The organism is Klebsiella sp. I138, assembly GCF_051131765.1.
Taxonomy (GTDB): domain Bacteria; phylum Pseudomonadota; class Gammaproteobacteria; order Enterobacterales; family Enterobacteriaceae; genus Klebsiella.
Map to the genome: position 1 here is coordinate 3,247,958 of NZ_CP180447.1, position 22,411 is coordinate 3,270,368.

Sequence of the window (22,411 nt, forward strand, 5' to 3'; positions counted from 1 at the left end):
TCACCCCGCCAGGTCCAGAATTCGTACAACAAGCTGCGAGAAGCTCATCCCTGCCTGACGCGCCGCCATCGGCACCAGGCTATGGCTGGTCATGCCAGGGGAAGTATTCGCTTCCAGCAAATAAAACTGGCCATCGCTGTCCAGCATCACGTCAATACGTCCCCAACCTTTACAGCCGAGAACATTCCAGGCTTTAAGCACCAGGGCCTGAATTTCTGACTCGCGGGCAAGATCTTCACAACCAGGGCAGAAATATTGCGTCTCATCAGAGAGATACTTCGCCTCATAATCATAGAAGGTTCCTGCCACCTGGATACGAATTGACGGTAAAATTTCTTCACCGACGATAGCAACGGTGAATTCAGGCCCACTAAGCCATTTCTCAATCAGAACATCTTCATCATGCTGAAAAGCCAGCGTCAATGCATTCTGCAATGCACAACTTTCGCTCACTTTCGACATTCCGACGCTCGAACCTTCGCAAGCTGGTTTAACAATCAGCGGCAGACCCAGTGCGGCTATCTGCTGTTCAACCTCAGCAGACAAGCCAGTATTGAACTGCGCACGCGTCAGCGCGACCCACGGAGCGACCGGTAAACCCGCGCCCTGCCACAGCAGCTTGCTGCGAACTTTGTCCATGGAAATAGCCGACGCCATCACGCCACTGCCGGTATATGGCACCTGAATCAGGTCCAGAAGGCCCTGCAACGTACCATCTTCCCCACCGCGGCCATGCAGCGCAATAAACGCTTTCTTAAAGCCCATTTGTTTCAGCTGGGTCACATCTACGTCGCGAGGGTCGACAGGATGCGCATCCACGCCAGCTTCACGCAGGCCTGCGAGTACCGCAGTCCCTGAATTGAGTGACACTTCGCGCTCAGCAGAGGTACCGCCGAAAAGAACCGCGATTTTATCAGCCATGGCGCTCCTCCTCCGTTTTTTGCGGCACGAGTTTGATTTCAGCCAGGTGGCGTGCGATTTTTCCTATATTTCCTGCACCCTGCACCAGGATCAGGTCATTGCCGGTCAGCACCGATGCCAGCATTTTTGCCGCCTGCGCCGGATCGGAGAGCAGAATCGGATCAACCTTGCCGCGGCCGCGAATCGTGCGACACAGCGAGCGGCTATCGGCCCCCGGAATCGGAGCTTCACCGGCGGAATAAACATCCAGCATCAGCAGCGCATCAACCTGAGTCAGTACGTTAGCGAAATCATCGTACAGATCGCGCGTACGGGTAAATCGGTGCGGCTGGAATAACATCACCAGGTTTTTATCCGGCCAGCCGGCGCGTGCTGCTTTGATCGTGGCATCCACTTCTGTCGGATGATGACCGTAGTCATCGATCAGCATCGCGCTACCGCTTTTACCATTAACTTCAGCCAGCGGATATTCACCGAGGAAATCAAAGCGGCGACCGGTTCCCTGGAAACTCTCCAGAGCACGCAGGATGGCACTGTCATCAATCCCCTCTTCCGTCGCCACCGCAACCGCCGCTGCCGCGTTCAGTGCATTATGACGACCGGGCGCATTCAGGGTCACCTGAATCACGTCTTTATCCTGACGAATCAGACGGAAGTGACCCTGAGCACCGACCTGACGGTACTCTTCTACACGCACGTCAGCATCTTCGCTAAAACCGTAGGTGGTTATCTGGCGGCCAACGCGCGGCAGCAGTTCACGGATCACCGGGTCATCCACACACATCACCGCACGTCCATAGAACGGCAGGTTGTGCAGGAAGTTAATAAATGTCTGCTTCAGATTCTCAAAGTCGCCATGGTAGGTGTCCATGTGATCGGCTTCGATATTGGTCACAATGGCGACCATCGGCTGCAGATGCAGGAACGACGCATCGCTCTCATCCGCTTCCGCAATCAGGTAACGACTGTGGCCCAGGCGGGCATGAACGCCTGCCGCTTTAACCAGTCCGCCGTTGACGAAAGTCGGATCCAGCCCCGCTTCCGCATAAATGCTGGAAACCATCGCCGTGGTCGTGGTTTTACCGTGCGTGCCAGCGACCGCAATGCCATGGCGAAAACGCATCAGCTCCGCCAGCATCTCAGCGCGGCGAATGACCGGGATACGTGCTTCGTGCGCCGCAACAATTTCCGGGTTTTCCGCAGAGATTGCGCTGGAAACCACCACCACGCTCGCATCGCGTACGTTTTCCGGGCGATGGTTGAAATAGATCGTGGCGCCAAGTTGCGACAGCTGTTGCGTCACCGGATTCGGCGCCAGGTCGGAGCCGCTAATCTGGTAGCCTTCGTTAGCCAGAACTTCGGCAATACCGCCCATACCGGCACCGCCAATGCCAACAAAGTGAATGTGCCGGACGCGACGCATCTCGGGCACTATGGAACGCAGTTTCGCCAGATCTTGTGTATTCATTCTTTACGCCATCAACTTCTTTATACGGGCGGTGAGATTCACCGCGATTAGCGCGCCAGTGCTACAGCGCTCACTTCTTCTGCTACCCGTTCGGTAGCATCCGGAATCGAGGCTCTACGCGCTCGTTCCGCCATATCCAGCAGCGTTTCCCGATCCCAGCCAGCCAGCGTCTGCGCAACGGCGTCGACGGTGAACTGAGGCTGTTCAAGAATCTTCGCTGCTCCCGCTTTCTCCAGCGGCAGTGCATTCCAGTACTGCTGACGATCCTTGTGCTGAAACGGCACAAATAACGCCGGTAAACCTGCTGCGGCAATTTCACTGACCGTCAACGCACCGGAACGACACACGACAACATCGGCCCAGGCATACGCCGCCGCCATGTCATCAATAAATTCAGTCACTTTATGCTGCGGCTGCCCGGCATCCGCATAAGCCTGCTGTACCGTCTGCTGGCCACCTTTACCGCTTTGATGCCAGATAGTGACCGCCTGGCCCAGTTTCCCGGCCACCTGCGGCATGGTCTGGTTCAGGATTCGCGCACCCTGTGAGCCGCCAACCACTAACACCCGGGTCGGCCCCTGGCGTCCGACCAGACGCTGTTCCGGTAGCGGCAGCGCCAATACATCGGTACGCACCGGGTTGCCCACTACGTCGGCATCCGGGAACGCGCCAGGAAACGCCTGCAGCACTTTCTTCGCAATTTTTGCCAGCCATTTGTTCGTCAGGCCGGTAATACCGTTTTGTTCATGCAGCACCACCGGAATGCCCAGCGACCACGCAGCCAGGCCGCCTGGACCAGAAACGTAGCCGCCCATCCCCAGCACAACGTCCGGCTGGAAACGCTTCATGATCTCCCGCGCCTGACGCCAGGCATTGAAGATGCGCACCGGCGCTAACAGCTGCGCTTTCAGGCCCTTACCGCGTAGGCCGGATATGCGGATAAAGTCAATTTCAATGCCGTGTTTCGGCACTAAATCCGCTTCCATACGATCGGCGGTGCCGAGCCAGCGAACCTGCCAGCCCTGGTCCATTAAATGGTGCGCGACCGCCAGCCCCGGGAACACATGCCCACCGGTACCGCCCGCCATCACCATTAACCGCTTTTCCTGACCGCTCATCGAACACCCCGTGTAAACGCCTGGGCTTTTTCCAGACGCGTTTCATAATCAATTCGCAACAGCAACATGATGGCCGTCGACATAATCAGCAAACTGGACCCGCCGTAGCTGATAAGTGGCAACGTCAGGCCTTTAGTAGGCAGCATACCTGCCGCCGCGCCGACGTTAACCAGCGCCTGGAAGCTAAACCAGATACCAATGGCGCAGGCCAGGAAGCCAGAAAAACGATGGTCAATCTCCAGTGCCTTACGACCAATCGACATGGCGCGAAAGGCGACGAAGAATACCATTAATAGGGCCAGTACCACACCGATATAACCGAGTTCTTCGCCGATAATGGCGAAGATGAAATCGGTATGCGCTTCCGGTAAATACTCCAGTTTCTGCACCGAGTTACCTAAGCCCTGTCCCCACATTTCGCCGCGGCCGAAAGCCATCAGCGACTGGGTCAGCTGGTAGCCGCTGCCGAACGGATCTTCCCACGGGTTCCAGAAGGAGGTCACGCGGCGAATACGATACGGTTCGGCAAGGATCAGCAGGACGACCGCCGAGATCCCCATCCCGATAATGGCGATGAACTGCCACAGCTTGGCACCGCCGAGAAACAGCATCGCCAGGGTGGTCACGAACAGTACCACCACCGTACCAAGGTCCGGCTGCGCCAGCAGCAGTATTGCCAGCACAAAAATGACGCCCATCGGCTTTAAGAAGCCGCGCAGGTTATTTCGAACCTCATCACCTTTACGTACCAGGTAGTTGGCGATGTAGCAAAACAGCGACAGCTTGGTAAATTCCGCAGGCTGAATACGCAGCGGCCCCAATGCAATCCAGCGCGATGCCCCGTTAACCGAGCTACCAACGACCAAAACGATCAGCAGCATTGCGATAGAAGCGATCAGCATCGCAGTACTGTGCCGCTGCCAGAACTCCATGGGCAGGCGTAACGTCACCAGGGCCAGCCCCAGCGCCAAAAGAATGTATAGCCCGTCGCGCTTGGCGAACAAGAAGGGATCGTTAGCCAGGCGCTGCCCTACCGGCATGGATGCGGAAGTCACCATAATAAAACCGACCGCAGCCAGACCGAGCGTCAGCCACAACAGCATGCGGTCATACATGACCAGGCTATCGTTATCTTTCTGCCGCGACCCCATGACCCAGCCTTTCAGCGCCGCAAACAGCCAGCTGAAGATGAACGCCCCCGGCAGGCGAGGCAATCTCCACTGAGGCATTCTCAGGCGCGGGAGGGATAAACGCATCAACCTAACTCCTTCGCCAGACGGGCAAAGACATCGCCCCGTTGTTCGAAACTCTTAAACTGATCGAGGCTGGCACACGCCGGGGATAACAGCACCATATCGCCCGACTTCAGCAGCGGTGCAATCTGACGCATCGCCTCTTCCATCGTCCCGGTTTGTGTCGCCACTTCCGGGCGCAGTGCCGCCAGCTGTTCGCCGTCACGACCGAAGCAGTACAAGCGGATGTTGTCACCCGCCAGGTACCGTTTCAGCGGTGTAAAATCAGCGGATTTACCGTCGCCGCCCAGCAGCAGGTACAAGGTCCCGTCCAGATGCAGTCCGTTCAGTGCCGCTTCGGTGCTGCCCACATTGGTGGCTTTGGAATCATTAATCCAACGAACGCCGTTATGATCCAGCACCAGCTGGAAACGGTGCGCCAGGCCAGTAAAGGTGGTCAACGCCTTAAGGCTGCTGGCACGCGGCAGACCGGCGGCATCCGCCAGCGCCAGCGCTGCCAGCGCATTGCTGTAGTTATGCTGGCCGGTGATGTGCATCTCTTTGACGTTGAGGACCTTCTCTCCTTTCACCCGCAGCCAGGTTTCTCCCTGCTGGCGGTTAAGGTGATAGTCACCGACATCAACGCCGAAGCTGATGCAGCGCTCATCGGCACCGCGAACCGGCATCGTCAGCCCATCATCGGCATTCACAATGCAGGTTTTGGCATTTTCATACACCCGCAGTTTTGCCGCACGATACTGCTGCAGGCCCAGCGGGTAGCGGTCCATATGATCCTCGGTTACGTTGAGAATCGTCGCGGCTACCGCTCGCAGGCTGGAGGTGGTCTCCAGCTGGAAGCTGGAGAGTTCCAGAACGTACAGTTCACGGGTGGCATCAAGCAGCATCAGGGCTGGCAGGCCGATATTGCCGCCAACGCCGACGTTAACACCAGCCGCTTTTGCCATCTCACCGACTAACGTCGTCACGGTACTTTTACCGTTAGACCCGGTAATGGCGATAATGGGCGCCTGCGCTTCGCGACAGAACAGCTCGATATCGCCGACGATTTCTACGCCAGCATCCGCCGCCGCGCTCAAGGCAGGATGCGCCAGCGCGATACCAGGGCTTGCCACAATCAGATCCGCTGCCAGCAGCCAGTCTTCATTCAGGCCTCCCACGTAGCGCTCAACCTCTTCCGGCAGCTTATCCAGCCCGGAAGGTGCTACGCGGGTATCCATCACGCGCGGCGTCACGCCGCGCGCCATGAAAAAGTCCACGCAAGACAGCCCGGTCATACCCAGGCCAATAATGACGACTTTTTTACCCTGATAATCTGCCATGATTAACGTACCTTCAGCGTCGCCAGGCCAATCAGCACCAGCATCAGCGAAATAATCCAGAAGCGCACAATGACGCGCGGTTCCGGCCAGCCTTTCAGTTCATAATGGTGGTGAATCGGCGCCATACGGAAGATGCGCTGACCGCGCAGCTTAAAGGAACCGACCTGCAGAATAACCGACAGCGTCTCCACCACGAATACGCCACCCATGATCACCAGCAGGAACTCCTGACGCAGCAGCACCGCAATGATGCCCAGCGCGCCGCCCAGGGCCAGTGAACCGACATCGCCCATAAAGACCTGAGCCGGATAGGTGTTGAACCAGAGAAAACCGAGGCCCGCCCCGACGATCGCCGTACAGACGATAACCAGTTCCCCGGCGTGGCGCAGATAAGGAATATGCAGATAGTTGGCAAAATTCATGTTGCCCGTTGCCCATGCCACCAGCGCAAAGCCTGCCGCAACAAACACGGTCGGCATAATCGCCAGGCCATCAAGGCCATCGGTCAGGTTAACCGCATTACCGGTACCAACAATCACGAAGTAGGCCAGCAGAATGTACAAAAGCCCCAGCTGAGGCATGATGTCTTTAAAGAACGGCACAACCAACTGGGTCGCTGGCGTATCTTTACCGGCCATATACAGCGCGAACGCGACGCCCAGAGCAATCACCGACATCCAGAAGTACTTCCAGCGAGCGATCAACCCTTTGGTGTCTTTACGCACGACTTTGCGGTAATCATCAACGAAACCGATGATACCGTAGCCGATCAGAACGGTCAGAACACACCACACATACGGGTTGGACGGGTAGGCCCACAGCAGTACGGAAACCACAATCGCGGTCAGGATCATAATCCCGCCCATGGTCGGCGTACCGCGTTTGCTGAAGTGTGATTCCGGACCGTCGTTACGTACGACCTGACCGAAAGAGAGTTTTTGCAGACGGGCGATCATGCGCGGGCCCATCCACAAAGAGATGAACAGCGCGGTCAGCAGGCTGACGATGGCGCGAAACGTCAAATAAGAAAAGACGTTAAAGCCGGAATAATATTTGACCAGATGTTCGGCCAGCCATACTAACATGTTCCATTCTCCTGTAATGCGCGTACTACCTCTTCCATGGCGGCACTACGTGAACCCTTCACTAAAATGGTGATGATATTGTGTTCCGCCGTCAGCTCACGCAGACGAACCACCAGCGATGTTTTATCGCTATAGTGCTCACCCACGCCGCTGGCGCGACTCATCTCTGCACTCAGCGCACCGGTGCTGAGGACGCGATCCAACCCCGCCGCTTTTGCCGCTTCGCCAACCTGGCGATGACATGCTTCGCTTTCCGCACCCAGCTCGGCCATATCGCCGACGACCAGGACGCGATAGCCCGGCATCTCAGACAACACCTGAACCGCAGCGGTCATTGAACCGACGTTAGCGTTATAGGAGTCATCAAGCAGCAGTTGGGTCTCTGTGAGCGCAATCGGGAACAAGCGCCCCGGCACCGCTTTCAGCTGTGCCAGACCGGCTTTCACCGCATTTAAATCGGCGCCCACCGCCATCGCCAGCGAGGCGGCAGCCAGCGCATTGGCGATATTGTGGCGGCCCGGCAGTGGAAGCAGTACATCAACGTTCCCCGTCGGGGTTTGCAGCGTAAATTCCGTGCCGTGGCTGGTGATATGGATATTGGTGGCGGTAAAGTCACTCTGCGCCGCATCTGGCGAGAAGCGCCATACCTTGCGTGAGCCAATTACCGTTTGCCAGTTTAGCCAGTCGTTATTGTCAGCATTCAGAATGGCGATACCGTTTTCTGGCAGGCCGGTAAAGATTTCACCCTTCGCTTTCGCAACGCCCGCCAGGGAGCCGAAACCTTCAAGGTGAGCAGCGGCCAGATTGTTGACCAGGGCCGCTTCCGGGCGGGTCAGGCTAACGGTCCAGGCAATCTCGCCCTGATGATTAGCGCCTAACTCAATCACCGCATATTGATGTTCCGGGGTCAGACGCAGCAGCGTCATCGGTACACCAATATCGTTATTCAAGTTACCGGCGGTATACAGCGTATGACCGCACTGGCCGAGAATCGCCGCCGTCATCTCTTTTACCGATGTTTTACCGGAAGAACCGGTCAGTGCGACAACGCGAGCCGGCACCTGTTGGCGAACCCATGCAGCCAGTTCCCCAAAGGCCAGGCGAGTATCGTCCACCACCACCTGAGGTAAATCACAGTTCAGCTTACGGCTGACCAACAACGCTCCAGCGCCGGCTTGTTTCGCTTGTTCTGCGAAGTCATGAGCATCAAAACGCTCACCTTTCAGCGCCACGAACAGACAGCCAGCCGTTATCTTACGGGTGTCAGTGGTAACTTCATCAATGGCCAGGTCGCGACCGTGCAGTTCGCCGCGCGTAATGTCGGCGAGCTGGCTTAACGTCAAGCGAATCATGCTACCGCTCCCAGCAGACGGGCTACGGTGACGCGATCGGAGTAGTCAAGGCGGCGATTGCCAACAATCTGGTAATCTTCATGGCCTTTGCCTGCAACCAGGACAACATCACCCTCAGCGGCCTGCATCACGGCGTTGGTCACCGCTTCTGCCCGGCCTTCTTTCACCTTCGCATGTCCGGCATCAACCATGCCGGCCAGGATATCGTTGATGATGGCGCGAGGCTCTTCAGTACGCGGATTGTCATCGGTAACAACAACAATATCAGCGAACTCTTCGGCGATAGCTCCCATTAGTGGGCGTTTGCCTTTATCACGATCGCCGCCGCAGCCGAAAACGCACCACAGCTTGCCGCTACAGTGCAGACGTGCCGCCTGCAGCGCTTTTTCCAGCGCATCAGGAGTATGTGCATAATCAACCACCACGGTCGGCTTACCTGGCGCACTGAACACTTCCATACGGCCGCAGACAGGCTGCAGACGAGAAGCGGTGTTCAGCAGCTCAGACAGCGGGTAGCCCAACGCCAGCAGCGTAGCCAGCGCCAGCAGCAGGTTGCTGACGTTAAAGGCGCCCATCAGGCGGCTTTCAACTTCGCCCTTGCCCCAGCTGGAATCAAACTGGATGGTCGCACCGCTATCGTGGTAGTTCACCGCCGTGGCTTTCAGCCAGCGACCGTGACAGTTCGGGTTAATATTATCTTCCATCGAGACGGCGACGGCATCCGGCAGCTTCGCCAGCCAACGACGACCCACTTCGTCGTCGGCGTTGACGATGGCCTGACCGCAATGATGGGTGGAGTAAAGCAGCCATTTTGCCGCTTCGTAATGTTCCATATCACCGTGGTAATCCAGATGATCGCGACTCAGGTTAGTAAAGACCGAGGCCGCAAACTGCAGCGCTGCTACGCGGTGCTGAACCAGACCGTGGGAAGAGACTTCCATGGCAGCGAAGGTGGCTCCTTGCTCTGCCAGGCCGGAAAGCACGTGCTGCACATCCACCGCAGAACCGGTGGTATTTTCCGTCGGGATGACCTTATCCAGCAGACCGTTACCGACCGTTCCCATCACCGCACTGGTTTCGCCAAGCAGTTTTGCCCATTGCGCCAGAAGCTGCGTGGTGGTGGTTTTGCCGTTGGTGCCGGTGACGCCAATCAGACGCAGTTGCTCTGAAGGCTGATGGTAAAACCGCCCGGCCAGCGCGGATAAACGCTCATTGAGTTGGCTGAGGTAAATGACCGGCACGCCGTGTATTTCACGGATTTCACCGTCAGCAGCCTCATCTTTGGCCTCTGCAATAATGGCAGCAACACCTTGCGCTATCGCCTGCGGGATATAACGACGCCCGTCCGCCTGATGACCTAATACCGCGACAAAGAGATCGCCAGAAGCAGCCACCCGGCTGTCCAGTGTCATCTCTCGCAGAATTCGCTCCGGCGCATTTGGCACCCACGGAGCGAGAAGGTCGCGCAAATTACGATCTGCCACCTGTTCCCTCGCCTTGATTAATCACAAATTCACTTTTTTCGCCCGTTGCCAACGCGTCCGGCTCAATGTTCATGGTGCGCAATACGCCGCCCATGATGGCACCGAAGACCGGAGCGGAAACGGCGCCGCCGTAGTATTTACCCGCCTGCGGGTCGTTGATCACCACCACCAGCGCAAAACGCGGATGGCTGGCGGGCGCAACGCCTGCGGTGTAAGCAATATATTTGTTGATATAGCGGCCATCTGGCCCCACTTTCTTCGCCGTACCGGTTTTAATCGCGATGCGGTAGCCCTTAATGGCCGCCTTCACGCCGCCGCCGCCGGGCAGCGCGACGCTTTCCATCATATGCACAACGGTACGTACGAGAGGTTCCGGGAATACACGCTCACCGGGAACCGGTGGATCAACTTTGGTAATCGACAGCGGGCGATAGATGCCGTAGCTGCCGATCGTTGCGTAGACTCGCGCTAACTGTAACGGTGTTACCATTAGCCCGTAGCCGAAAGAAAAGGTGGCCCTCTCTATGTCAGACCACCGTTGTTTTTGAGGATATAAGCCACTGCGTTCTCCGACCAACCCCAAATTGGTCGCTTTTCCGAGCCCAAAACGTGAGTAAGTGTCTACTAACGCTGAGGACGGCATCGCTAACGCCAGCTTGGAAACACCGACGTTACTCGACTTCTGTAGTACCCCGGTCAGGGTCAATTCGCTATAGCGCGCCACGTCTTTGATTTCGTGGCCGTTAATACGGTAAGGAATGGTATTCAGCACGGTATTTTCGTTAACAATGCCGCGCTGAAGCGCCGTCATTACCACCATGGGTTTGACCGTGGAACCCGGCTCAAACACGTCAGTGATAGCGCGGTTACGCATGATGTCTTTCGCCGTACCTGAGAAATTATTCGGGTTATAAGAGGGGCTGTTCGCCATTGCCAGCACTTCACCGGTGCTGACATCGACCAGTACCGCACTCCCCGACTCCGCTTTGTTGAAGGCCACGGCGTTATTCAGTTCGCGATAAACCAGCGCCTGCAGGCGCTCATCAATGCTCAACGCCAGGTTGTGCGCAGCCTGGCTGTCGGTGGAAGAGATATCTTCAATTACGCGGCCGTAGCGGTCTTTACGCACGATACGCTCACCCGGTTGGCCGGTAAGCCATTTGTCAAAGCTCTTCTCAACGCCTTCAATACCCTGGCTATCAACGTTAGTGAAGCCAATGAGGTGAGCGGTAACTTCGCCTGATGGGTAGTAACGGCGCGACTCTTCGCGCATGTGAATCCCAGGCAGCTTCAGCTTCTTGATGTAATCGGCCATATCAGGATTGACCTGACGCGCCAGATAGATAAAACGCATTCTCGGATTGGTATTGATGCGTGATGCCAGCTGATCCAGCGGCATGTTTAACGCATCGGCCAGCGCCTTCCAGCGGTTATCGAGGGTGACACCGCCTGCATCGTGCAGCTCTTTCGGGTCCGCCCAGATAGCCTTCACCGGCACGCTCACCGCCAGCGGGCGACCGGAGCGGTCAGTAATCATTCCGCGAGCGGTTGAGACTTCCTGTACGCGTAAAGAACGCATATCGCCCTGACGTACCAGCATGTCCGGGCTGATCACCTGTAGCCAGGCCACGCGGCCCAGCAGGAAGACCAGAGCCAGCAGAATACAGCCGCACAGCAACGCAAAACGCCAACTGATAAAGTTGGCCTGTTCTTCCTGACGTTTTGGTTTTAGCGTTTTCGGCGCTGCTTTCATGCGTCGCAATAATCCTTATTTTTGTACAACGATATTTTCTTGTGATGGATCGACATGTTGCATCTGCAACTTCTCGGTCGCGATCCGCTCAACCCGACTGTGATCGCCGAGCGCGTTCTCTTCGAGGATCAGGTTTCGCCATTCAATATCCAGCGCGTCACGTTCCAGAACCAGTTGTTCACGCTGCGCGGTTAACAGACGGGTATGGTGCGCCGTCGTCACCACGGTAATCGCCGTAATGATGATGCAAATGAACAGACAGAGTGGCAGCTTCCCAAACCGCAGAAGATCGTCCCCGATTACGCCAGGCAAGGCATGGCGCTCGTTGCTTCCTAACGATCCTTTTACTTTGCTTAAGGCTTCTGTCACTCTGCCGATCATGCGTTCGTCCTCTCTGCAATGCGCAGAACTGAACTACGGGCCCGTGGATTCTCTGCCACCTCTTCTTCGCCCGGCATCAACTTGCCTAGTGCTCGCAACTCACGGCCACCCAGTTTTTTGAGCTGCTCTTCAGTCATCGGTAACCCTGCCGGAACCTGCGGACCGCGGCTTTGCTCACGCATAAAGCGTTTCACAATACGGTCTTCCAGCGAGTGGAAACTGATAATGGAAAGCCGCCCGCCCGGGGCCAGCACGCTGAGCGAGCTTTTTAGCGCCTGCTCTATCTCCTCCAGTTCACTGTTCACCCAAATGCGCACCGCCTGGAAGGTACGGGTCGCGGGATGTTTGAATTTGTCCTTCACCGGCGTTGCCGCCGTCACCACTTCCGCCAGTTCTTTGGTACGGGTCATGGGCTCGATGCGGTTGCGCTCCACGATGGCGCGCGCGATTCGCTTACCGAAACGCTCCTCGCCGAAGGTTTTGATGACCCAGGCAATATCCGCCTCATCCGCCGTCTGTAACCACTCGGCGGCAGACTGACCGCGGGTAGGGTCCATACGCATATCCAGCGGGCCATCGCGCATAAACGAGAAGCCGCGCTCCGCGTCGTCAAGCTGAGGTGAAGAGACGCCAAGATCGAGAAGGATGCCGTCGATCTTGCCAGTTAGTCCGCGCTCACTAACATAGTCAGCCAGCGCAGAGAAAGGTCCATGAACGATGGAAAAACGAGGGTCATCGATGGTCTTCGCCACGGCGATAGCCTGCGGATCGCGATCGATAGCCAGCAAGCGTCCTTCCGCTCCCAGTTGGGAAAGGATCAGGCGCGAGTGTCCGCCGCGACCAAAGGTCCCATCAATATAGATACCATCCGGACGGATATTCAGGCCGTTAACAGCTTCATCCAGAAGTACCGTAGTGTGTTTAAAATTTTCCATCATGTTATAGAGACAAATCCTGCAGACGCTCCGACAACGCTTCGGTAGCCGACTGCTCAGCGTCGATATCTTCCTTGACCCGTTGATACCAGGTCGTTTCATCCCACAGTTCAAACTTATTGAACTGCCCGACCAGCATCACTTCTTTTGTCAGCCCGGCATGCTGCCGTAACACCGGAGCAATCAAGAGACGCCCGGCATTATCCATCTGACATTCGCTGGCATGTCCCAGAAGCAGACGCTGTACGCGCCGCTCACCGGGATTCATGCTCGATAAACGCGACAATTTTTGCTCGATGATTTCCCATTCAGGCAAGGGATAAAGCAGCAGGCACGGGTGATGAATGTCAATGGTACAAACCAATTGACCGGAAGCGTCTTCGATCAGCCCGTCGCGGTAACGCGTCGGTACGGCCAGACGGCCTTTGCTGTCGAGATTGACTAACGTTGCCCCACGGAACATGCCAGCCTCACCCCTTTTCGCCACATTACCCCACAAATTCCCACCAGAAGGAGTTTACGGAGCGGAGGAAAAGCTTGTCAAGCCAGCACGAATGCCAACGAAGCTCAAAAACCCATTATTTGCAGCCGATATCAGGCCTGATTAAATAATCATCAACAAACGAGGCAAATTAACGCTATGAATACGTGTAAGAAAACAACCAACAAATTCTTAACAGTTAAAAGCAACAAAATATCTTCGGTGGGAAAATATAAAGTGTCAGTTTGCGACGCGAGCGGCATTTTAGGCCATTATGATGTCCGTTAACAGTGTCTGTTATCGTCAGAGAGGCACACTTGTCGCGGGGTGCGGAGAGATGACGGTCTGATTAACCGTAAAATGATTGTTAATTCAGCGATTAATTTAATGAATGTAACAAAATAATACAAATAAAAGCCAATTTATCTTTTTTTATAGCGAACGGGTACTGCAAAACTCGAACTCCAGAATAAAACAAAATAATGCGTAAAGAAGTTTAGGGATTTGTCTGAAAGCGATCTAATTTTGCTTTTTTATGGTAATTTGTACGAATTGTCGCCAGACGATTTTCGTCTGGCGAGTAAAGTCGCCATTAACCCAATCATTAATACATGACTTTTCCCGGCATTTAACATGCCTGGTACATCAACGACGGTTCAGACTTCCCCGACGATACAAGTTACGACGAATACGGCTTAAACCCGGTTTTGGTTTACGCGGTTCATCGAGGCTGGCGAGCACAATTTCCAGTACGCGTTCAGCCACATCGCGATGGCGCTGGGCCACGGCGAGCACCGGACACTGCAGGAAATCAAGCAGCTCATTGTCACCGAAGGTCGCAATAGCCAGTTCGGACGGCAACTTCCCTTCCCGACGCAGCGTTACATCCATCACTCCCTGCAACAGCGGAAATGACGTAGTAAACAGCGCCTGCGGCATCGGATGCGTCTCCAGCCATTTCTCAAACAGCTGCGCCGCCGCGTCACGTTCAAAGCTATTGGCGTACAGATACTGCACTTCACGCGGATCGTCGTTCCACGCGGTACGGAAGCCCTGCTCACGCAGGAAGCTCACCGACAGCTCCGGTAGCGCACCAAGATAAAGAACGCTTTCCCCTGGGAATTTACGCAGTTCAGCGGCCAGCATTTCCGCATCATCCTGGTCAGCACCGACAACGCTGGTGAAGTGCTCACGATCGAGCGCGCGGTCGAGAGCAACAATCGGGAAAGGATCGTTAGCCCAGCGTTGATAGAACGGATGCTCAGGCGGTAATGACGTCGAAACGATAATGGCGTCCACCTGGCGCTGTAGCAGGTGCTCAATGCAGCGCATCTCGTTATCAGGCTGGTCTTCTGAGCAGGCGATCAGCAGCTGATAGCCGCGCTGGCGCGCCTGACGCTCAAGATAGTTAGCAATGCGGGTATAGCTGGTATTCTCCAGATCGGGGATCACCAGACCAATAGAACGCGTGCGTCCTGCACGCAAGCCAGCAGCAACCGCATTAGGGTGATAGTTGTGCTCACGAACGACGGCCATCACTTTTTCGACGGTTTTGTCGCTCACGCGGTACTGTTTCGCTTTACCGTTAATCACATAGCTTGCGGTGGTTCGCGAAACACCGGCCAGCTGGGCGATTTCATCCAGTTTCACAATTGCCCCTTGGGTAATAAGTACAGAACATAACCTTTCTTCAGCTATGGATTCATTTTCATAACATCTAAACGCAGAATAGATAGCGCAGCAACCGGTTTTGTCTACAGTTCCCACCGATTTCGCAAAAAAATAACCCGACAGATTGTGTCGGGCTATTTTTACGTCAGTTTCAGGGACTCAGCGCATGATTTTATCGCCGCGCGACAGTCCGACTACGCCGGAGCGTGCCACTTCGACAATTCGGGCAACATCGCGTAACGAAGCCAGGAAAGCATCTAGTTTATCGCTGGTCCCGACCAACTGGACGGTGTAAATGGACGGAGTGACATCGATGATTTGCCCGCGGAAAATCTCCGTATTGCGCTTCACCTCTTCACGCCCGAAACCACTCGCCTGAACTTTCACCAGCATGATTTCACGCTCGACGTGCGAATTCTGCCCCAGCTCACTGACGCGCAGCACATCCACCAGCTTATGCAGCTGTTTTTCGATTTGCTCAATCGCTTTCTCATCGCCAACGGTCTGGATAGTCATTCGCGAAAGCGTCGGATCGTCGGTGGGCGCCACCGTCAGGCTTTCAATGTTATATCCGCGCTGGGCGAAGAGGCCGATGACGCGTGATAAGGCGCCCGATTCGTTTTCCAGTAATACCGATAATATCCGGCGCATAATCAGGTTCTCTCCGTTTTGCTCAACCACATCTCATCCATGCCGCCGCCGCGGATCTGCATGGGATACACATGCTCGCTGCCGTCGACCGTCACATCAACGAAGACCAGGCGATGATTACGCACCTGCTCCAGCGCTTCGGCGAGCTTAGATTCCAGCTCCTGCGGTTCGCTAATGCGAATCCCTACGTGGCCATAGGCTTCGGCAAGCCGGACGAAATCCGGTAGCGATTCCATGTAGGATTGTGAATGGCGACCGGAATAGATCATATCCTGCCACTGCTTCACCATCCCGAGATAGCGGTTGTTCAGGTTCAGCACCAGCACCGGCAGCTCGTACTGCAGGGCGGTGGAAAGCTCCTGAATATTCATCTGAATACTGCCATCGCCAGTCACACACACTACGGTTTCTTCCGGCAGCGCCATCTTCACACCAAGCGCCGCAGGTAAACCGAAGCCCATCGTGCCGAGACCACCGGAGTTAATCCAACGTCTTGGTTTATCGAAAGGATAATAAAGGGCGGCAAACATCTGGTGCTGGCCGACATCAGACGTCACATAGGCATCGCCGTTGGTCAGGCGCCAGATAGTCTCGATCACCGCCTGCGGTTTGATCTTGTCGCTTTGCGTGTCGTATTGCAGACAGTGGCGCGCGCGCCACTGCTCTATCTGCTGCCACCAATCGCGGATCTCATCCAGCGGCTGCTGCGCCTCTTCCTGCTCAAGCAGCTCGAGCATCTGATCCAGGACCTGGCGAGCATCGCCGACGATCGGCACATCCGCCGGGACTGTTTTCGAGATTGAAGTGGGATCGATGTCAATATGCAACACCGTAGCATTCGGGCAGTACTTCGCCAGATTGTTAGTGGTGCGATCGTCAAAACGCACGCCGACGGCAAAAATGACATCGGAGTGATGCATCGTCATATTGGCTTCGTAAGTGCCGTGCATCCCCAGCATACCTAACGCCTGGGAATGAGAGGCAGGAAATGCCCCCAGCCCCATCAACGATGACGCGACCGGCAGATTCAATTTTTCCACCAGGGTGCGCAGTTGCTCTTCACATCCGGCGTTAATCGCCCCGCCGCCGACATAGACCACAGGATGCTTCGCCGCGACCAGCGTCTGCAGGGCTCGTTTAATCTGCCCTTTGTGGCCGCTGGTCGTCGGATTATAGGAACGCATGCTGACGGTATCCGGCCACGCGTACGGCAGCTTATTCGCCGGGTTGAGAATATCTTTCGGCAAATCAACAACGACCGGACCTGGACGGCCGCTCGCCGCCAGCCAGAACGCTTTTTTCAGTACGCCGGGAATATCTTCCGTCTGCTTGACCAGAAAGCTGTGTTTCACCACCGGCCGGGAGATGCCGACCATGTCGCACTCCTGGAAGGCGTCATAGCCAATCAGGGACGTCGCCACCTGCCCGGAGAGGATAACCAGCGGCACAGAATCCATGTATGCGGTTGCAATACCGGTAATGGCGTTCGTCGCGCCCGGACCCGAAGTGACCAGCACGACCCCCACTTCGCCGGTCGCACGCGCAAGACCGTCAGCCATATGCACCGCCGCCTGCTCGTGGCGCACCAGAATATGGTCGATACCACCCAGGGTATGTAACGCATCATAGATATCGAGGACCGCGCCCCCGGGATAACCGAATACTTGCTTGACGCCCTGATCGACAAGCGATTGGACGACCATCTCGGCTCCTGACAACATCTCCATGGTTTGCCTCCAGGCTTAGTGTTTCTAACGACAGCAGAATTCAATTTCCGCGCGTTTGCACAATGCCAAGAACCGTCTCTTCGCATTGAGGTGAAAGGACTGCGTGTCCTTACCATAACTGCTCGCCAACGGGCAGGCAATTAGCGACCTCAGGTGCGCGTGAGCCGTGAAAAGAATAAAAGATAAGAAATTGATATGAAACGTGGTTGAAAGCTTCATGAATAAGAAGCGGGCGCTGAAATTACTCGGCCAAATTGGCTGACGACAGAAATTCATCCATTTTTCGCTCAGGGCCCGGCCTGACGAACAGAGGCAAACAGAATAAAATTCTGCATTTTTAGGTTTACTCACACAAAGCGAGAGTCACGACTCCCGCTCGCGCGCAACATCGCTTAGCGCTGACAAATACTCACCAGCAACTCTTCCATCCACTGATGGCCTTTATCTTTTCCGGCGGCTTCATGCCAGGAAAGATAGCAGGTGCGGCTGTTCACTTTAAGCGGTAAAGACAATAATTGCAGATCGAGTTTTTCCGCATATTCGCTCGCCAGCCAGCGCGGAGCAATAGCCACCATATGGGTTTGGGCCACAACATTGAGCACGCTGACCATCGCATTACCTTGATATGCAATGCGCGCCTGCTTATTGACGGAGCTGTACCATGGCTGGCTAAATGAAGCGAAACGATCCAGAGCCACAACCGCATGCTCTTCTCGATAAATATCGGCTTCCGCCAGTGGCCCGGAAATACGCGGGTGTTTACAGCTGGCCACTAATACCATTTCATCCTTAAATAAGGGCACGCAGGCAAACTCGGGGCGGCGAAACTCTTCGTAACCGACAACAAACTCCGTTTCCTGATAACGTAATTGATGTTCGGTATTTTGATTGAGTGAGGATTTAAAAATCAAATGAATATTCGGTGCAACTTCACTCACCCGGTTAAAAATAACCGAAGTGAGATAGTTATCCAGAGGACTGCAAATGCATAGATTAAATACGCGCTCGCTGCTTATCGGTTCAAAACCGGAACCGGGTAATTCATTTTGTACTAGCTGTAATGCCTGGCGTACTGAGCCAAAAAGCTGAAATGCGCGCGCCGTCGGCTGAATTCCGCGGCCATAGCGCACAAACAGTTCGTCATTAAACATCACCTTCAGACGCGATACCGCGTTGCTCACCGCGGGCTGGGACATCCCCAGCGACTGCGCAGCTCGCGTAATGTTTTGTTCCTGCATCACCGCATCAAAAACGGTAAGCAGATTAAGATCAACCGTCCTAAGCTGAGGTTTGGTGACATTCCCGTCGGAGGGGAGTGTCGTTTCAGAATTTTCAATTATCATATCCAGCTCCACCATCACGCTTAATTCCCTTTTAAAAATGCGGTAATCAATATAGTAAATATCATTTACCATACATATCTCATTTGCAAAAGGGCAAAAATGCATTTTAGGAATATATCAAAATTATAAGTAGACCCGAACATTTTGCATTAAAGAAACAATTCCGAACTCACTTAAATCATATCAATTACTTGATGATATTAAGTGTACTCATAATTGGCAGGAACACACAACACCACCACTGATTAACTATAATTTAAGCATTATTAAAACATTTATTCCCCACCGGGTTTAAATTAACACTCCATTATCATTGATAGCTGCCCTACTCTCACACAAAAGCATTCACAAAACAAATAAGTCTATATATTTCATTTAGATACTGTTAGTCGCCAATCCCGTGCCTTCATGTTTTGAATGCAAATGAATTGCAGCGGCACGTTTAATATTTTCCCCGCAGCGCTCTGTTGATAAAACTATCGTCGGTAAAAACAGGTGATCATCAGCACAATTAGCTAATTACTCCCGCGAGCAAAAAGACGTTTTTCCACCCCAAGGGTTGACATCAAAACGCGTATCCAGTAACTCTAAGAGCATATCGATTTCATCTGGAGCATGACGCAATGATTCGCACTACTCGCTTCACCGGCCTACTACTACTAAACGCATCCACTATGCGCGGTAGGCTGTTGGGCGACGTTCAGCGTTAAGTCATCTTCCAGCAAGACTATAAAACCCGCGCCATTGCGCGGGTTTTTTTATGCTCGTCAGCAAGGCGCCCAGGACACCGAATAAGGATCTAAACCATGAGCCAGCAAGTCATTATTTTCGATACGACCTTACGTGACGGGGAACAAGCATTACAGGCCAGCCTGAGCGTAAAAGAGAAACTGCAAATTGCTATGGCCCTGGAGCGAATGGGCGTAGATGTGATGGAAGTCGGCTTCCCGGTCTCTTCTCCTGGCGATTTTGAGTCCGTACAAACCATCGCGCGCACCATCAAAAACAGCCGTGTCTGCGCCCTGGCTCGCTGCGTAGAGAAAGACATTGATGTTGCGGCAGAATCCTTAAAGGTCGCCGAAGCGTTTCGTATTCATACCTTCATCGCCACGTCGCCGATGCATATTGCCACCAAGCTGCGTAGTACCCTGGATGAGGTCATTGAGCGCGCGATCTATATGATTAAACGCGCACGCAACTATACCAACGACGTTGAGTTCTCCTGTGAAGATGCTGGCCGCACGCCGATCGCCGACCTGGCGCGCGTCGTCGAAGCCGCCATCAGCGCCGGTGCCACGACCATTAACATCCCGGATACCGTCGGCTATACCATGCCGTTCGAGTTCTCAAATATTATTACCGGCCTGTACGAGCACGTTCCTAATATCGACAAAGCTATCATCTCGGTGCACACCCATGATGATTTAGGCCTGGCCGTCGGCAACGCTATCGCCGCAGTTCACGCCGGAGCTCGCCAGGTTGAAGGCGCAATGAACGGCATCGGCGAGCGAGCAGGCAACTGTTCGCTGGAAGAAGTCATTATGGCTATCAAGGTGCGCAAAGACATTATGGATGTCCGCACCGGCATTAATCACAACGAAATCTGGCGCACCAGCCAGACCGTCAGCCAGATTTGCAACATGCCAATCCCTGCTAACAAAGCAATCGTCGGAACCGGCGCCTTCGCCCACTCCTCCGGGATTCACCAGGACGGCGTGCTGAAGAATCGCGAAAACTACGAAATCATGACCCCGGAATCCATCGGACTGAACCAGGTACAGCTGAACCTGACCTCCCGCTCTGGCCGTGCGGCGGTAAAACACCGTATGGAAGAGATGGGTTACAAAGATACCGATTACAACATGGATCATCTGTACGACGCATTCCTGAAGCTGGCAGACAAAAAAGGCCAGGTCTTTGATTACGATCTGGAAGCGCTGGCGTTCATTAACAAACAGCAAGAAGAACCGGAACATTTCCGCCTGGATTACTTCAGCGTGCAGTCAGGCTCCAGCGATATCGCTACTGCCTCCGTAAAACTGGTCTGCGGTGAAGAGACAAAAGCTGAAGCCGCTAACGGCAACGGCCCCGTTGACGCGATTTATCAGGCAATCAACCGAATCACCGGCTATGACGTTGAGCTGGTCAAATACGACCTGAACGCCAAAGGCCAGGGCAAAGACGCGCTGGGTCAGGTGGACATCGTCGTGACCTACAACGGCCGCCGCTTCCACGGCGTGGGTCTGGCAACGGATATCGTTGAGTCCTCCGCAAAGGCCATGGTTCACGTGCTGAACAACATCTGGCGTGCCGCTGAAGTCGAAAAAGAATTGCAACGCAAAGCTCAAAATAACGAGAACAAGAAGGAAACCGTGTAATGTCGAAGAATTACCATATTGCTGTTTTGCCAGGTGATGGCATTGGCCCGGAAGTCATGAACCAGGCGATGAAAGTACTGGAAGCCGTTCGTCAGCGTTTTGATATGCGTATCACCACCAGTCAGTATGACGTCGGCGGCATCGCTATCGACCGCCAGGGTACTCCGCTGCCGCAGGCGACTGTCGAAGGCTGCGAGCAGGCCGATGCGATTCTGTTTGGCTCCGTAGGCGGCCCAAAATGGGAACATCTGCCGCCGGCCGGCCAACCCGAGCGCGGCGCGCTGCTGCCGCTGCGTAAACATTTCAAACTGTTCAGCAACCTGCGTCCGGCAAAGCTGTACCAGGGGCTGGAAGAGTTTTGCCCGCTGCGCGCGGATATCGCCGCAAACGGCTTCGACATTCTGTGCGTTCGCGAACTGACCGGCGGCATCTACTTCGGCCAGCCGAAAGGCCGCGAAGGCAGCGGTCAACACGAGAAAGCGTTTGATACCGAGGTCTATCATCGCTTTGAAATCGAGCGTATCGCACATATCGCGTTTCAGTCCGCACGCAAACGCCGTCATAAAGTGACTTCTATCGATAAAGCCAACGTCCTGCAGTCATCTATTCTGTGGCGTGAAGTTGTTAGCGAAATCGCCAAAGAGTACCCGGACGTTGAGCTGGCGCATATGTACATCGACAACGCAACCATGCAGCTGATTAAAGACCCGTCTCAATTTGACGTTCTGCTGTGCTCCAACCTGTTCGGCGACATTCTGTCTGATGAGTGCGCCATGATCACCGGTTCAATGGGTATGCTGCCGTCCGCCAGCCTCAATGAACAAGGTTTTGGTCTGTATGAACCGGCAGGCGGCTCAGCCCCGGATATCGCGGGTAAAAATATTGCCAACCCTATCGCACAGATCCTCTCTCTGGCGCTGCTGCTGCGCTACAGCCTGGATGCTGAAGCAGCGGCCACAGCGATTGAACAGGCGATCAACCGCGCATTAGAAGAAGGCGTTCGTACCGGCGATCTGGCGCGCGGCACAGCGGCCGTCAGTACCGATGAAATGGGTGACATTATTGCCCGCTATGTCGCTGAAGGGGTGTAA

General features: G+C 54.7%; 19 protein-coding genes. 3 read left to right on the forward strand and 16 right to left on the reverse strand.

What is annotated here, in order from left to right; genetic code table 11:
* The 16 genes from ACMYSK_RS15150 to leuO form a co-directional block, all read right to left on the reverse strand.
* Nucleotides 1–921, reverse strand: coding sequence for a D-alanine--D-alanine ligase (locus ACMYSK_RS15150; protein ID WP_434636500.1), 921 nt, complete (start codon nucleotides 919–921; stop codon nucleotides 1–3).
* The gene (gene murC / locus ACMYSK_RS15155; protein WP_434636502.1) at nucleotides 914–2,389 is read right to left on the reverse strand and encodes a UDP-N-acetylmuramate--L-alanine ligase; all 1,476 of its coding nucleotides are present in this window, start codon (nucleotides 2,387–2,389) and stop codon (nucleotides 914–916) included. Before murC ends, ACMYSK_RS15150 begins: the two co-directional genes overlap by 8 nt.
* A gap of 47 nt (nucleotides 2,390–2,436) precedes the next feature.
* Nucleotides 2,437–3,507, reverse strand: a complete 1,071-nt coding sequence (murG, locus tag ACMYSK_RS15160) for an undecaprenyldiphospho-muramoylpentapeptide beta-N-acetylglucosaminyltransferase (RefSeq protein ID WP_434636503.1) — start codon at nucleotides 3,505–3,507, stop codon at nucleotides 2,437–2,439.
* Nucleotides 3,504–4,763 (reverse strand): cell division protein FtsW, encoded by a 1,260-nt coding sequence (gene ftsW / locus ACMYSK_RS15165; RefSeq protein ID WP_434636504.1) that lies wholly within the window; start codon nucleotides 4,761–4,763, stop codon nucleotides 3,504–3,506. The genes murG and ftsW overlap by 4 nt, the downstream gene beginning before the upstream one ends.
* Nucleotides 4,763–6,079 (reverse strand): UDP-N-acetylmuramoyl-L-alanine--D-glutamate ligase, encoded by a 1,317-nt coding sequence (gene murD, locus ACMYSK_RS15170; RefSeq protein ID WP_434636506.1) that lies wholly within the window; start codon nucleotides 6,077–6,079, stop codon nucleotides 4,763–4,765. The genes ftsW and murD overlap by 1 nt, the downstream gene beginning before the upstream one ends.
* 2 nt (nucleotides 6,080–6,081) lie before the next feature.
* Nucleotides 6,082–7,164 carry a phospho-N-acetylmuramoyl-pentapeptide-transferase gene (mraY, locus tag ACMYSK_RS15175; RefSeq protein ID WP_434636508.1) on the reverse strand — a complete coding sequence of 361 codons (1,083 nt, stop codon included), beginning with the start codon at nucleotides 7,162–7,164 and terminating at the stop codon, nucleotides 6,082–6,084.
* Nucleotides 7,158–8,516 (reverse strand): UDP-N-acetylmuramoyl-tripeptide--D-alanyl-D-alanine ligase, encoded by a 1,359-nt coding sequence (murF, locus tag ACMYSK_RS15180; RefSeq protein ID WP_434636509.1) that lies wholly within the window; start codon nucleotides 8,514–8,516, stop codon nucleotides 7,158–7,160. The genes mraY and murF overlap by 7 nt, the downstream gene beginning before the upstream one ends.
* Nucleotides 8,513–10,000 carry a UDP-N-acetylmuramoyl-L-alanyl-D-glutamate--2,6-diaminopimelate ligase gene (murE, locus tag ACMYSK_RS15185; protein ID WP_434636510.1) on the reverse strand — a complete coding sequence of 496 codons (1,488 nt, stop codon included), beginning with the start codon at nucleotides 9,998–10,000 and terminating at the stop codon, nucleotides 8,513–8,515. Before murE ends, murF begins: the two co-directional genes overlap by 4 nt.
* Nucleotides 9,987–11,753 (reverse strand): peptidoglycan glycosyltransferase FtsI, encoded by a 1,767-nt coding sequence (locus ACMYSK_RS15190; protein WP_434636512.1) that lies wholly within the window; start codon nucleotides 11,751–11,753, stop codon nucleotides 9,987–9,989. The genes murE and ACMYSK_RS15190 overlap by 14 nt, the downstream gene beginning before the upstream one ends.
* A 15-nt stretch (nucleotides 11,754–11,768) precedes the next feature.
* The gene (ftsL, locus tag ACMYSK_RS15195; RefSeq protein ID WP_004857854.1) at nucleotides 11,769–12,134 is read right to left on the reverse strand and encodes a cell division protein FtsL; all 366 of its coding nucleotides are present in this window, start codon (nucleotides 12,132–12,134) and stop codon (nucleotides 11,769–11,771) included.
* Nucleotides 12,131–13,072 carry a 16S rRNA (cytosine(1402)-N(4))-methyltransferase RsmH gene (gene rsmH, locus ACMYSK_RS15200; RefSeq protein ID WP_004857852.1) on the reverse strand — a complete coding sequence of 314 codons (942 nt, stop codon included), beginning with the start codon at nucleotides 13,070–13,072 and terminating at the stop codon, nucleotides 12,131–12,133. Before rsmH ends, ftsL begins: the two co-directional genes overlap by 4 nt.
* Nucleotide 13,073: 1 nt before the next feature.
* On the reverse strand, nucleotides 13,074–13,532 hold the full coding sequence (gene mraZ / locus ACMYSK_RS15205) for a division/cell wall cluster transcriptional repressor MraZ (protein WP_434636514.1): 459 nt from the start codon (nucleotides 13,530–13,532) through the stop codon (nucleotides 13,074–13,076).
* 663 nt (nucleotides 13,533–14,195) lie between these two features.
* Nucleotides 14,196–15,200 (reverse strand): catabolite repressor/activator, encoded by a 1,005-nt coding sequence (gene cra / locus ACMYSK_RS15210; protein WP_434636516.1) that lies wholly within the window; start codon nucleotides 15,198–15,200, stop codon nucleotides 14,196–14,198.
* 180 nt (nucleotides 15,201–15,380) lie between these two features.
* Entirely contained in the window at nucleotides 15,381–15,872 is a 492-nt protein-coding gene (gene ilvN, locus ACMYSK_RS15215) for an acetolactate synthase small subunit (RefSeq protein ID WP_123757508.1), read from the reverse strand.
* Nucleotides 15,873–15,874: 2 nt separating this feature from the next.
* Nucleotides 15,875–17,599, reverse strand: a complete 1,725-nt coding sequence (ilvI, locus tag ACMYSK_RS15220) for an acetolactate synthase 3 large subunit (RefSeq protein ID WP_434636518.1) — start codon at nucleotides 17,597–17,599, stop codon at nucleotides 15,875–15,877.
* Between the two features lie 392 nt (nucleotides 17,600–17,991).
* Nucleotides 17,992–18,960: a transcriptional regulator LeuO gene (gene leuO / locus ACMYSK_RS15225; protein WP_434644150.1), complete on the reverse strand. Its 969-nt coding sequence runs from the start codon at nucleotides 18,958–18,960 to the stop codon at nucleotides 17,992–17,994.
* Nucleotides 18,961–19,565: 605 nt separating this feature from the next.
* On the opposite strand from leuO, the gene leuL reads away from it, so the two are divergent.
* From leuL to leuB, 3 genes are all read left to right on the forward strand, one after another.
* Entirely contained in the window at nucleotides 19,566–19,652 is an 87-nt protein-coding gene (gene leuL / locus ACMYSK_RS15230) for a leu operon leader peptide (RefSeq protein WP_049267590.1), read from the forward strand.
* A gap of 96 nt (nucleotides 19,653–19,748) precedes the next feature.
* Nucleotides 19,749–21,320: a 2-isopropylmalate synthase gene (leuA, locus tag ACMYSK_RS15235; protein ID WP_434636519.1), complete on the forward strand. Its 1,572-nt coding sequence runs from the start codon at nucleotides 19,749–19,751 to the stop codon at nucleotides 21,318–21,320.
* Nucleotides 21,320–22,411 (forward strand): 3-isopropylmalate dehydrogenase, encoded by a 1,092-nt coding sequence (gene leuB, locus ACMYSK_RS15240; protein WP_434636521.1) that lies wholly within the window; start codon nucleotides 21,320–21,322, stop codon nucleotides 22,409–22,411. The genes leuA and leuB overlap by 1 nt, the downstream gene beginning before the upstream one ends.